Genomic DNA, 13,098 nt, shown 5'->3' on the forward strand with positions numbered 1-13,098 from the left:
TTGGAAGCCGCAGAAGAAACGGAGTCATCCAGCATAAACTCTAAGCTAACCTCAACGGAGCTAGACTCGGTGATGCTAACCTCTTCCAAGCTCCAAGCTCCAACAGCAATTCTAAATTTGCGCTGTAGCAAGGGTTTCAGGTTTTAGTTCGCGTAATACGGGGTAAAATTCAACGGGGTTAACAAGTTCATTTTACGAGTCTTCAGGCTTTCGGGCATAGTAGTATACATAGAATTGCCCCAAAAACCCCCTTTGAAATGTTCTTTAAATCCCTAAAAGGCTTGCTGTGTCTAAAACTTGAAGCTCCAAGCTAACCTCAAAGGTGCCGACCTAAGCAGTGCTAACATTTAGGGTGCCAACCTCATCAATGCCAAAAATCTAACCAACGAACAGATTAAATCCGTCTGTAATTGGCAAGAGGCTATATAGGGCTTGCTGAATAAGTATAGAACCCTTGCCAGACAATGCTTTCAAGCATTTTAAAAACGATCAGGTGCAAGGTTATGGCCTTTGGAGGCTCAAAGCCCATGCAGGTCGTTGGAAAACTGGGGGTTGAAATTGGAAACAACTCTCTGAAGTCACCATTTTTCGTGTCCTGTGGCATCTAGGTTCGTTTTGTGGACTTTTTCAGCTGACCCTAGGTAAAGGTTTCAGTGATCATGATTGATTTTTTATGAAATGCTAAAAGGCTTGTCAAATAAAGGGTCTAGAATTTTGATGCGTTCGCCCTGTCCTAAGTTACTCTTCCCTGCTCCTAATCTTCCAATACTTCCTTGGCTTTTTCTATGCAATTACCGCTCCCACAATCTATTAGTGATCATCGACCGCCTTACCATCTTGCGGAGGTGATTGAAACCACTAGCACAGATTTTTTAGCCCAATGTTTAGAACCAGAGGATCTCAGTTTTCCAGTGATGCCTCCCTTTGGTAGTTGGGTCAAAGCTGTAGATGAGGAATCGGGCAATACGATTGTTGCCGTTGTCAGTTATGTGACCACTTCTCCCATTGACTCTATTCATCGCGCTAGGGCGTTAGGATTGTCTTTACATGAGTTGCGGGAACAACAACCTCAAATTTTTGCGATGTTAAAAACGGAATTTCGAGCGGCAATTTTGGGTTTTGAAGTGCCTGCTAGAAGTCGAAATGGTAATCTTAAACAACAGCGAGGTCAAATCTATCATTATTTGCCACCCCGTCCCCCCCAAATCCATCAGGCAGTTTATCAATGCGATCGCGAAGATTTGATTCACTTCACTGAAAAACCAGACTTTTTAAGGATTTTATTACAGGTTAAGGATGCACCCGTGGATGCCCTGATTGCAGCAGTGATTCGGGATATTTATACGTTGCGAAAATGCGATCGCCCTTGGTTAGTGATGTTAGGACGCAATTTAAGTTTATTACTCAAGGATGACTATGATCGACTGCACTATATTCTGAGCCAAATCATGCCCAATCCTGGCTTTTAGCGGAGGAGATAAGCTTGCCTAAACCTAGGTTGAAACCGTCGGTAAAGAAAAAGATAAACCACAACTACAACTACTAGCGGTATTGGGATTGGTAAAACGAAAGCCACCTCCCATTAAATCTTCGGCATAGTCGAGTTTAATATTTTCGACAAAGGGAAAACTGGTTTCATTGACCAAAATGGTTAACCCCTGGCTTTCAAATTCGCGATCGCTGTTATCAATCTCTCGAACCAAGTCTAAGGTATAGTACCAACCAGCACAACCCCCAGGCTTTACCCCTAAACGAAAATAATGGTGGGTTTGACCGCGACTTCGTTGCAGACGTTTAATTTCCTGGGCCGCAGTGGTGGTCAGATGAATCATGGTTGAATTTAAAAACTCAGTTAACTCGTATGACGAGAATAATCGTCCTGAAAACGGATAATATCATCTTCGCCTAAATATTCCCCATTTTGAACTTCGATAATCACCAATTTGATCACCCCAGGATTTTCAAGACGATGGGCAGTACATTGAGGGACATAGGTTGACTGATTGGCCTCTAGTAATTCGATCATGTCGCCACAGGTAACTTTTGCTGTTCCTGACAGGACAATCCAATGCTCACTGCGGTGGTGGTGCATCTGGAGGCTAAGACGGTGGCCCGGATTGACTTCAATTCGCTTAATTTTATAGCCAACTCCCTCTTCAATCGTCGTAAAAGATCCCCAAGGACGAGTTTCTGTTTCTAATACATTCGTCACTGCAAAGGACTGAGAGACAGGGGACACATTGACTAGACTGGCTACCATGAAAATTTTCTCCTCAAAACGGCGATCACTTATTTTTAACAAAATAAACTGCATCGGCTAACAATAACCGCGACTACCTTAACACAAATTCTTCTACCTGTAAATAATTCGTTGATAGATTATCCTGTGAAACGGTACGATAGGGCTTTCGAGCTCGCGTTAGTGTAATCAACGAAAATTTTATAGCAAGGTTTGTTTTATCTGAATCTGCGCAGATGTGGTCGATTCTAACGATTCTTCTACAGTTCGTCGGATTTGCTGGCTATAGGTTTCGGCTTTCCCTTTCACTAAATGGTCTGGTCACTCAATAAGTTTTCTCCTGTTACTCGCTCCACTAATCCAGCCACATTCTCATAACTGAGCCGATTGGCGTAATAACCGCATAATTCCTCTAGTCTCTGACTCACAAACCTTTCCTGCAATTGCTCCGATAACTGAAAATAGTTGCTTTCTTTTTTATTCGTTTGATACTTTTGTAAGTAAAACTCAAACTTACCGTGTAATGTTTTTATCCATACTTTTCTCGTACCATTACACCACAAGTTTAGTTTTTTTTTACTTTTTTCGTGAACTCGTTTTGTGCCTGTGCCAGTAAGGTTGCCTCTATTTCAGGCAATACTTTCTGTTTCATCTGTTCTACGCCTCCCTCTATGTCATGTAAGCTTTGGGTTCCTATTTCCATTGCCAATCGACTATTTTGGCTGAGAATATTGCCTATTTCGTCACGAATTACGAATTCTATCGTTACTTTCATCGTTTTTACTCCTTTTTTTTAGATAATCTGATTTTTTACTTTCTCTTCATTTTATCTAATCATCAACTAATTATTTACAGGTGGTTTTTTATTGGCCTGATGAGGAATTGAGTCGTGTTGGACGCTGACTCGGTTCAGAAAATATGGCTCTAAATTGCTCTTGACGTTCAGGTGGGGTTTCCAGTCCTAAATTCCAAAGACTTTCATAGAAAAAGAAGGAGACTCCCGCAAAATCTTGAGATCTGGCCCATTGGACTTGCTCTTGGATTAACGGCATCGGAGTGGGACGACCTTTTAGCCCAGACAAAATACCTACAATGACAGGGATATGGTTTTTTGCCTTTTGGACTTCGGGCTGATTTAACTCTTTAATGAAATCCGCCATTTTGGAACGATAGACTTGTAACACTAATTCCTCAATGAGTCCCTGTCTTTCCCAGCTATACCAATCACTGAGAAAACAGTTTTTAGAAAAGGTTTGGGGATTAGGGGAAACCGAAATTAGAATGTTAGGGTTTTGGGCTTTAATTTGCTGAAAAAGAGTTTTGAAATAGGCACTAATTTTCTGCGATCGCCAATCGACCCAGGCTTGCCATTGCGGATCGGTGGTGACACAGTTTTCATTCGGATTGAGGGCAATTGGGTTAGGCGGTAGTTGGCCGTTGTGTTCCTCTTGGTAGAGAGCCAGGGTAAAGGGATCATAGCCAAATTCGGCAGGATAGCCAAAATGATCATCAAATTGAATCCCGTCAATGGGGTAACGGGCCGCCAAATCGAGGATTAAATCACTGATCAGTTGCTGCACCTCTGGATGCAAAGGATTTAGCCAAACTCGTGGGTGTTTTTTGCCCTCTAGCCAAAGGGTTTCACCATTTTGTGTTTGCGTTAACCAGGTGGGATGATGCTGGGCGATCGCGGATTCGGCTGGAGCCATAAAACCAAATTCAAACCAGGGAATAATGGTCATACCCTGTTTATGGCCTTGAGTCAGCATTTTTTGCAGCCAATCGGGGTTATTTTTGGTGATAGTCGGATCGGGTTCTATACCGTTTTTCTGAGCTACCTCACTGGGATAAAGGGTATGGCCGCCATTCCAGACAGTGGGATAAAGGGTATTAAAGTGATGTTGGGACAGAGCCGCGATCGCGGTTTGGGTGTTGGTGGGGGTAAAGAGAACTTCACTGTCAATATTGGTTAACCATACGCCCCGCATTTCGGAAGGAATTTCCGGTTGACCCAATAAGGGCATAAATTTTGACCAGATTAATATCCAGAGCAGCCCTGTTAAAAATCCTAGTAACACAAGTGAGGATAACGGCGATCGCCGCTTAAAAATTCTTTTCACAGCAAGATAAAAAAAGAATCAGGGATAAAAGCTGAAGATGTTCAAGAAAGAAATTAACTTTTCTCAGAATACATCATTTATTTTAGATTAGCCCAAAAATCATAGGAAAATTAACTGTATTTCTCTATTTTTTTTACCTTAATATTGAGGCTAAATCGTTGTTTTCTCCTGATAATTTACTCTCTTAAAGATCGCCTTGGAGAAAAGCCTACGAAAAAAACGGCGATCGCTGAGCATCCTCTAACGGGTGTGACCTTTAGTTGATGAAGGAAAAGAAAAGTGTTAACATGAGATGAAAAGTGACAAAGAGGAAACAATGATGACAGCAAAACTAATTAATGTAGAGGGTTCAAAGATAAAAATAGAACTAACATTAGAACTCAGTCGTTCAATGTTGGATACAGAAATAAATATTCAAAAAGGCTTAAACGAAGTAGGTTGCATCGCCAGCAAAGAAGCCTTGAAATATTTAGATACAGATGGTTCACCCTTAAAAATCGGTGAAGAAATCTGGAAGAGTAAGGGAGAGCAACCGAAAGAATATCAAACACCTTATGGTGAGGTTATAGTGAATCGTCATGTATATCAGCGTTCACCTTTGAGGAAAAACGTATTGCCCCTTAGAAAGAGAAGCAAGGATAATCATAACATCAACGCCATTATTGGCAAAACAGGTATCCTCAAAAATGTCAGGGATGGCAGGCAAAGAGGTGAAAAATGATTTATTAGAAAATCATGGTAGAAAAGTAGCGCTATCCTATATCCAAAGATTGAGTGAAGCAGTAGGAAGTGTGGTACAGGCAAAAGAAGAAGCGTGGAGTTATGCCCCGCCCAAGGAGGATAGCCAAATTGCAACAGTGGGAATAGGATTAGATGGAACCTGTATGCTGATGTGTGAGGATGGCTACCGTGAAGCAATGGTGAGAACCGTTTCCCTATACGATAGTGAGGGAGAACGTCAACAGACAATCTATCTAGGTGCGGCACCAGAGTACGGAAAAAAGAGTTTTCTAGAAAGATTGGAAAGAGAAATTGAGCGAGCGAAAAACCGTTATCCAGAGGCAAAATTTGTCGGTATAGCAGATGGTGCAGAATCAAATTGGAAGTTTTTAGAAAAGCAGACGGAAGAACAGATATTAGATTTCTATCATGCCTCTGGTTACTTAGGTGCCTTGGCAGAAGCGTTGCATCCGAATACCGTGTCAAAACAAAAAGAATGGTTGACTGAAAATTGTCGAGAACTCAAGCATGAAAAAGGAAAAGCAGGAGAACTGCTAAATCTGATGAAAGAAGTCAAAGAAGAAAAAAGTCATTCTAAGAATCTTACCGAGAAACTACAAGCGGCGATTACTTATTACGAGAATCATCAGCATCAAATGGATTATGCTGAATACTTAGAGAAAAAGTATCCGATTGGTTCAGGTGTTACGGAAGCAGCTTGTAAGACGTTGGTCAAACAACGATTATGTTGTTCAGGAATGCGATGGAAGGAAAAAGGAGCAGGAATTATTTTGAGCCTACGAGCTTTGGTATTGACCAAGGAACGATGGAGTCAATTTTGGGCAAAACTTGATCAATATGGGTTCCCTGTAGAACCCTGATTACAACAGCTTTTATCAACTAAAGGTCGCACCCCCTCTAACCTCTAACAGGATCAAAATTATTGTTTGTTGTTGACCCTTGACAACTCATTAATGTATAATCTATGCCTAAATTTACTCAATTTAAATCAAGTTATATGAAGTGTCGTTGCAATAGGACTGATTTTACCTTATTGATTCATCAAAATTTATGGGTGCGATTATTACTACTGATGGTACTATGCTATAAGGTTCGGTGTGAGTACTGTCGTAGAAGTCGAATTGTCTTTCTACCTTATTTTTGGCTGTCGATGCTATTTGAACGTTAAACGTTAGATTTAGTACCAGACTCCTGAGAGCAAGAATGAGACAAAATGTGTAGATTTGTAACAAGCTCATAGTAAGTGAATATACTTACCATGTTATTGTTATTGTTATAGTCAGACAATATTGGAATTTAACTCTATGGCGAATAAGTCATTCTGGGCGGCATTTTCTATTGATTTTTGTCGATTTTTGATAAGGCGATTAATCTTTAGTCGCTAATTTAATAGCCGTCATTTAAAAAAGACGAGTTGTTGTAGGAAAAAAGTTTGAGTGAATAGAGAAGTAATTAATAGACTTCTTTTTTACGTTTTTTTGCCTAGCTAAAAATCGGCATTATCAACGCTTGTTTTTTTACGCTGCTGCTGATAATAGTAGCAAAAATATAAGTCCCAATACTGTTCGAGGAGAACACTATGAATGAGAGAGGTAACATCTTGAACCAATTGGCCGAAAAACGATGGCAAGTATCCTTGCGCTTAACATTGGCCATGGTGTTGATCTATTTCGGATTTATCTTACTAGTCGCCTTTAATAAATCTTTTTAGGAGATAAGCTGTTACGAATTTAAATTGCATAACGATTTTTCTGAAAGTCTTCTAACAACAGGCTTAAGCCCCTTGCCTATATGCGTTTTAGATAGTGAACAGCTTACCCAATATCGAGAAGGCTTTCCGGCTGTCGATGTCGATGTCGAATTGTAAGTTATTAATCGCTCTCTTTAGGTGTGTTATCAGAATAATTCACCTAATTTATTCACTTTCAGAAGCAACACCAAATTTTCCCAGTTCATCCCATAAATTAAGTCGTTTTAAATTGTATGGTAATGAAAATTTTATAGAAATTGTACAAAAAATTTCCTATTTTAATCTCGTAACCACTGAGCAATTTGAGACGTTAAAAATAAACCCGCACAGCAATTTCCCTGGGGATCTAGAGGGGGGCTATAAACAGCGATCGCGCCTTGGTTAGGAACGAGAGCAAGGAAAATACCACTAACGCCTGATTTACTAGGAAAACCAACTTTTTGAGAAAAATGTTCAGAGGCTTCATAAAGCCCACAGGTACTCATAATTGCTTGGACAAGTTGACAATGTTTAGGCCGCAGAGGTGGGGGCGATGTAATTAGTAATAAACCCAATTGAGCCAAGCTGTTCACTGTCCCTGCTAGGCAACAAATAAAATTATAGGTTTCTAATGCCAACTCCCAATTTTCTAGATAGCCATAACGATTCATCTCCTTGGCTAAAGCCTGATTTTTACGATTAGGGAGCGATTGAACAGAAGCCAGCATTTCTTGATCTAAAAAACAAGGAACTTCTAGCCATTGATTTAACCAGTTTTGTAATCCCAAATAACGCTCTTGGGCTGTCTCTCCTGGTAAGGCTGCAGCTAATTGAATTGCGCCACTATTAATCATGGGATTACGGGGAAAACCTTGATCTTGCTGTAGTTGTAGCAGCGAGTTAAAACTCAGTTCAGAAGGTTGTTGTCCTACCTTTGCCAAGACCCATTTTTCACCCCTTAAATGTAAAAGATACAGTAAAGAAAAACATTTAATGACGCTCATCATCGGGAAGTTTATCTGAGTATCTCCTTCCTGAACAATTGCTCCTGTTTTGTCCCAGATGGCAAGACCTAATGACTGGGGATTCGCTTGCTGGAGCAGGGGAATATAACTCGGTAATCGGCCCAATTGAGCAGCAGCGATCGCAGCAGATAACCAATCAGGCCAGGGGGCAGAGGTTAAAGATTCTAAAGCTTTAGTCATGGTGAAGAAAATCGGCAATTTTTTCGACGGCAAGTGTTAAAACATCCGGTTCATGAACCAAGGCAAACCGCACATAACCTTCACCTTCCTTACCAAAACCGGCTCCAGGAGAAACGGCGACTCCCGTTTTTAATACTAATTGTTGACAAAACTGGATCGAATTCTGTTGCCAAGCTTGAGGTAATTTTGCCCACACGTACATTGTTGCTCTAGGTGAAGGTATAGACCAGCCAATTTTTTCTAAGGCTTCAATAAAAATATCCCGTCGTTTTTGGAAGGTTAAAACCGTTTCTTCGACCAAGGTCATTGGACTATTTAAGGCCGCGATCGCTCCGTTCAAAATCCCTCGATATTGATTAAAATCTACCATTGCTTTAATCCGACGCAAAGCCAAAATTAAATCCTGATTGCCAATCGCAAAGCCAATGCGAAATCCGCCCATATTATAGGACTTAGAAAAAGTAAAAAATTCGATACTAAGGGATTTTTGGGGATCGGCTTGTAACACTGAAGGAAACGCAGGTGTGCCAGCAAAGCCAAAATCTAAATAGGGAAAATCGTGAACCAAAACTAATTGATGTTTTCGACAAAAGGCAACGGCTTCTTCAAAAAAAGCCAAGGGCGCGATCGCGGTGGTGGGATTGTGGGGATAGCTCAAGACCATTAACTTTGCCTGGGCTAAAATTGCAGCCGGAATATTGGCAAAAACCGGCAAAAAATTATTTTCTGGCCGTAGCGGCATTCCATAAATTTGTCCTCCTGCTAAATAAACACCACCCGCATGGGAAGGATAGCCCGGATCTAGTAAGAGGGCAAAATCGCCAGGATCAAGAATCGCCAAAGGTAAATGGGCTGTGCCTTCCTGAGAGCCAATCAGGGGCAAAACTTCCGTTTCAGAATTAACGGACAAACCAAAGCGTTGTTGATACCATTGAGCAACCGACTCTCGAAAATTTTGGGTTTCTCGGTGCAGTAAATAACCATGAGTGCTGGGATCATGGAGCGATCGCCCAATTTCCGCCAAGATGCTGGGCGCGACGGGTAAATCCGAAGAACCAAGGGAGAGATCAATAATGGTTTTTCCCTGGGATTTAGCTAGAGCTTTAGCCCGATCCATATCAGCAAAAACATTGGTTTCTAGAGACTGCAACCGTTGAGCGAAGCGCATAATGGGGAGTTAAGGAAAAGAGGGGTTTGCTCCAGGGTACTGTAAATAATCGGTAATAGCTGTTTACAACTCAACTAAAAATTAACTTTGCCCCCTCTTTCTCCCTTGATAAACGGCTAAACAAGTTCGCGATCACTGCTTAACAACTGTTGGGCCGCTTCGAGGAGATCGGGGCCTAGGTCTTGGATATCTGGCCGATTATCAAGATAGGTTTTAAGGGCCACCATTGGATCTAGACAATGTCCTACTCCCAGTTCCGGCAGTCGTGGTCGGGCCAATTGGCTGACTAATTCAGGGCGAATGGTATAGGAATGGCTGGCCTTAAGAAGTGCGTAAATTTCCTGATTATTAAGGAGTTCTAATTGCTCCGATCGCACCTTGTAAATGAGACGAACCACCGCGTCTTTAATCTCTTTTTTGGCGATCGCCTGAAGCAGGATCTTTTGAGGATCATTAGCTTCAGATAGATCCACTTCTAAAGTCTGAAAAGAACGGGATGGTAATGGACAAAACTGCCATTGGACTTGTCCCTTTTCAATTTCTAAATAAATATAACCCTTCTCTTCTTTTTCTTCCCCAAAATCCACCCGTTCAATACTGCCTGGATAAACCATTGGCGGATTATTATGGGGATTAAGATTTTGATGTTTATGAACATGACCCAAGGCCACATAGTCCCATTCTGGACGCATTAAAAGGGCAATCGGAATCGTAAAACCCTTACCCACCGCCAGAAAACGTTCAGCCCCAAAACTGGCTCGATCTGCCATTAAATGGGCCAATAAAATTGTTGGTAATTGGGGATTTAGTTGACGAATTTCCCCTTCTAAAGCGGGTTGTAATTTAGTAATTAAAAGGGCATTAATTTCTTCTAGGGATAATCCTTCGGTTTCAGGACGGGTCAGCAAGGTTGAACGGGTTAACCAAGGTAAGGTGACAATTTGAATATCACCATTTAAGGTCGGAATTAGATGGGTTTTCAGGCGATCGCCGACAATAAAGCCTGGTACTGCTAAGGTACGATAAATGGATAAACTGGCTCCCCCATTACCCTGGGAATGTTGATCATGATTGCCCACTAATAAAACTGTGGGAATATTGGCATCAGCTAAACGACGAAATTGAGAGGCAAAAGCTTCTTGAACATAGGGCGGTGGTGTGGCATCGGGAAAAGCATCTCCGCCAAAAAGCACTAAATCCACAGGTTCGGCGATCGCGCGATCCAGACAAAGACTGAGAGCCTTGACAAAATCTTCTAAACGAGTGTTTAAACCGGTGGCCGGATTAATGCGACCGTGAGAGAAACCACTCCCTAAATGAATATCTGACAAATGCAAAATCTTAATCATTGACGAAAATCTATCGGTAGTCTGGAATACGGCAGGATTGTGAGGGAGTCAAATTTTGCGGTAAAGTGAAGACCAATGGGAACCCTTATAGAGAGACAAACACCATGGCCTACGAACTTCCTGCCTTACCTTTCGGTTATACCGAGCTTGAACCCCTCATCTCTAAAAGCACCTTAGAGTTTCATCATGACAAGCACCATGCCGCCTATGTCAACAATTATAATAACTTGGTAAAGGGAACAGATTTAGACGATCAACCCCTTGAAGAGGTGATCACGGCGATCGCGGGCGATGCTTCTAAAGCCGGTATTTTTAATAATGCAGCCCAAGCTTGGAACCATACCTTCTACTGGAATTCTATTAAGCCCAATGGTGGTGGTACGCCGACTGGAGACTTAGCCGCAAAAATTAATGCCGATTTTGGTAGCTTTGAGCAATTTGTTGAGGCCTTTAAAACTGCTGCCGCCACTCAATTTGGCAGTGGATGGGCTTGGCTAGTATTAGATAAAGGTACCTTAAAAGTGGTTAAAACCGTGAATGCCGATAATCCCCTCACCGCCGGTCAAACCCCTTTGTTAACCATTGACGTTTGGGAGCACGCCTATTATTTAGACTTCCAAAACCGTCGTCCCGACTACATCAGTGAATTTATTACCAAATTAGTCAACTGGGACTTTGTTGCGGCCAATCTAGCTGCGGCTTAAAATCCTGATAGCCTACTCATTAACCCTCAAGGGAGAGCAGTGAAAACCGTTAAGGACATTGCTCTCTTTTTTAGGAGAAATGCTTTCCTTGTTCTCTGTGAGACATTTAACAAAATACCTAAAAGCCTCGTTGTGAGAGCATTTCAGCGATTGTGACACTTAAGGAGCGTTAGAACCTGAAACCCTAGCAAGTAGTCGTGCAAAATAAATGACCCTTTACAGAAGCCTAAAAAGCTTGCTGCATAAGGCCTACTTGTGTAAATAGGGCTTGCTGAATAAGTATAGAACCCTTGCCAGATAATGCTTTCAAGCATTTTAAAAACGATCAGGTGCAAGGTTATGGCCTTTGGAGGCTCAAAGCCCATGCACGTCGTTGGAAAACTGGGGGTTGAAATTGGAAACTACTCTCTGAAGTCACCATTTTTCGCCTCCTGTGGCATCTAGGTTCGTTTTGTGGACTTTTTCAGCAGACCCTAAATAGGGCTTGCTGAAAAAGGCTAAAACCCTTATAGAGAAAAGAGTATAGCCATAAAAACAACGTCAAAGATGCAGGAAAATAAGCTAGAATGAGTTGGAAACCTTGCATCCCTCCCCTCAACAGTATGTATCGCAAAGAACAGTACACAGAAAAAACACTGGAAAACTTCAAAAACCTGTTTGAGGGGAAATTGGACGAAGAAAATCGTTGGATAAAAATGTCAAAAATGATTCCCTGGGAGGAATTTGAAGGAGAATATGCTAAAAATTTCAAAGAAGAAAAAGGAGCACCAGCAAAGTCATTTAGAATAGCATTAGGGGCATTAATCATTAAAGAAAGGTTAGGAATAAGTGATAGAGAAACAGTAGAGCAAATAAAAGAAAATCCGTATTTACAATACTTTATCGGAATAGAGAGCTACAGTAGCGAGGAGCCGTTTGAAGCATCAACGATGGTTAATTTTCGTAAAAGAATAGGAATGGAATTAACAAATAAAATCAATAAAGAAATGGTAAAGAAGGTTGAGGGAGTAGAAAAAAAAAGAAGAAAATGAAGGTAAGTTATTGTTAGATACGACTTGTACACCAGCCGATATAAAATATCCAACGGATATAGGAATATTGAATGAAGCCAGAGAAAAAACAGAAAAAATAATAGATAAGTTATATAAAGAAATAAAAGAAAAAAAGAAAGAAAAGTCGAGAACCTATAGAGAAAAAGGGAGAAAAGACTACCTAACGGTAGCGAAAAAACGTTGTCCGTCAAAAAATTAAAAAACAGCTACAATATATTAAAAGAAACTTATTGTATGTAAAAAAAATGTTAGATGAGGGAGCAAAATTGGAAAAACTAACAAAAAAGGAGAAGGAAATGATTATAATCATAGAAAAAGTGTATGAACAACAACTAGAAATGTATGAGAATAAGACGAATACAGTAGAAAACAGAATTGTGAGTGTAACGCAACCTCATATCCGTCCAATAGTGCGTGGAAAAGCGGGAAAAGCAGTAGAGTTTGGAGCTAAAATATCGGCAAGTAATGTGAATGGCTTTGTTTTCTTAGACAAATTAAGTTGGGATAATTACAACGAATCGGGAGATTTACAAGCGCGAATAGAAGAATATAAAAGGGAAACAGGATGTTATCCGGAATCGGTTCATGTGGATAAAATCTATCGAACAAAAGCGAATCGAGCTTATTGTAAAGAAAGGGATATAAGAATGAGTGGTCCCCGATTGGGAAGACCGCCGAAAGAGGTGAGCAAAGAAAAAAAGAAAGAGGCACGCTCAGATGAAAGAGTGCGTAATGCCATTGAGGGTAAATTCGGACAGGGAAAGAGGAAATTTAGTCTTGGTCGAGTGATG

9 protein-coding genes and 2 pseudogenes are annotated in these 13,098 nt (G+C 41.0%); 4 read left to right on the plus strand and 7 right to left on the minus strand.

All coding sequences use genetic code 11. The annotated features are described in order from the left end of the window. The first annotated feature begins 785 nt into the window (after positions 1-785). Entirely contained in the window at positions 786-1,469 is a 684-nt protein-coding gene (locus KA717_31655; protein ID UXE60159.1) for a hypothetical protein, read from the plus strand. Between the two features lie 24 nt (positions 1,470-1,493). On the opposite strand, the gene KA717_31660 is transcribed toward KA717_31655, so the two are convergent. From KA717_31660 to KA717_31675, 4 genes are all read right to left on the minus strand, one after another. Beyond that, positions 1,494-1,832, minus strand: coding sequence for an iron-sulfur cluster assembly accessory protein (locus KA717_31660; GenBank protein UXE60160.1), 339 nt, complete (start codon positions 1,830-1,832; stop codon positions 1,494-1,496). Between the two features lie 20 nt (positions 1,833-1,852). Then, the gene (locus KA717_31665; GenBank protein UXE60161.1) at positions 1,853-2,314 is read right to left on the minus strand and encodes a cupin domain-containing protein; all 462 of its coding nucleotides are present in this window, start codon (positions 2,312-2,314) and stop codon (positions 1,853-1,855) included. 490 nt (positions 2,315-2,804) lie between these two features. Then, positions 2,805-3,014, minus strand: a complete 210-nt coding sequence (locus KA717_31670) for a hypothetical protein (protein UXE60162.1) — start codon at positions 3,012-3,014, stop codon at positions 2,805-2,807. Positions 3,015-3,102: 88 nt separating this feature from the next. Further along, on the minus strand, positions 3,103-4,263 hold the full coding sequence (locus KA717_31675) for a family 10 glycosylhydrolase (protein UXE60163.1): 1,161 nt from the start codon (positions 4,261-4,263) through the stop codon (positions 3,103-3,105). 415 nt (positions 4,264-4,678) lie between these two features. Between KA717_31675 and KA717_31680 the strand changes: the two are divergent. Beyond that, a pseudogene (locus tag KA717_31680) lies at positions 4,679-5,960 on the plus strand (ISKra4 family transposase). A gap of 1,168 nt (positions 5,961-7,128) precedes the next feature. Here the strand turns inward: KA717_31680 and KA717_31685 are convergent. From KA717_31685 to sbcD, 3 genes are all read right to left on the minus strand, one after another. Continuing rightward, on the minus strand, positions 7,129-8,034 hold the full coding sequence (locus tag KA717_31685; protein UXE60164.1) for a glutaminase: 906 nt from the start codon (positions 8,032-8,034) through the stop codon (positions 7,129-7,131). Next, entirely contained in the window at positions 8,027-9,202 is a 1,176-nt protein-coding gene (locus KA717_31690) for an LL-diaminopimelate aminotransferase (protein UXE60165.1), read from the minus strand. Before KA717_31690 ends, KA717_31685 begins: the two co-directional genes overlap by 8 nt. Before the next feature lie 116 nt (positions 9,203-9,318). Further along, positions 9,319-10,551: an exonuclease subunit SbcD gene (gene sbcD / locus KA717_31695; GenBank protein UXE60166.1), complete on the minus strand. Its 1,233-nt coding sequence runs from the start codon at positions 10,549-10,551 to the stop codon at positions 9,319-9,321. Between the two features lie 104 nt (positions 10,552-10,655). Between sbcD and KA717_31700 the strand changes: the two genes are divergently transcribed. Then, on the plus strand, positions 10,656-11,255 hold the full coding sequence (locus tag KA717_31700) for a superoxide dismutase (protein ID UXE60167.1): 600 nt from the start codon (positions 10,656-10,658) through the stop codon (positions 11,253-11,255). A gap of 602 nt (positions 11,256-11,857) precedes the next feature. After that, positions 11,858-13,098 (plus strand): annotated as a pseudogene (locus tag KA717_31705) (IS5 family transposase).

It is taken from the genome of Woronichinia naegeliana WA131 (assembly GCA_025370055.1).
Lineage (GTDB): Bacteria > Cyanobacteriota > Cyanobacteriia > Cyanobacteriales > Microcystaceae > Woronichinia > Woronichinia naegeliana.

Bases quoted from the DNA above. Each gene is read 5' to 3' on its own strand.
- KA717_31655 (UXE60159.1), top strand. From the start codon at position 786: ATGCAATTACCGCTCCCACAATCTATTAGTGATCATCGACCGCCTTAC.
- KA717_31660 (UXE60160.1), bottom strand. From the start codon at position 1,832: ATGATTCATCTGACCACCACTGCGGCCCAGGAAATTAAACGTCTGCAA.
- KA717_31665 (UXE60161.1), bottom strand. From the start codon at position 2,314: ATGCAGTTTATTTTGTTAAAAATAAGTGATCGCCGTTTTGAGGAGAAA.
- KA717_31670 (UXE60162.1), bottom strand. From the start codon at position 3,014: ATGAAAGTAACGATAGAATTCGTAATTCGTGACGAAATAGGCAATATT.
- KA717_31675 (UXE60163.1), bottom strand. From the start codon at position 4,263: ATGCCCTTATTGGGTCAACCGGAAATTCCTTCCGAAATGCGGGGCGTA.
- KA717_31685 (UXE60164.1), bottom strand. From the start codon at position 8,034: ATGACTAAAGCTTTAGAATCTTTAACCTCTGCCCCCTGGCCTGATTGG.
- KA717_31690 (UXE60165.1), bottom strand. From the start codon at position 9,202: ATGCGCTTCGCTCAACGGTTGCAGTCTCTAGAAACCAATGTTTTTGCT.
- sbcD (UXE60166.1), bottom strand. From the start codon at position 10,551: ATGATTAAGATTTTGCATTTGTCAGATATTCATTTAGGGAGTGGTTTC.
- KA717_31700 (UXE60167.1), top strand. From the start codon at position 10,656: ATGGCCTACGAACTTCCTGCCTTACCTTTCGGTTATACCGAGCTTGAA.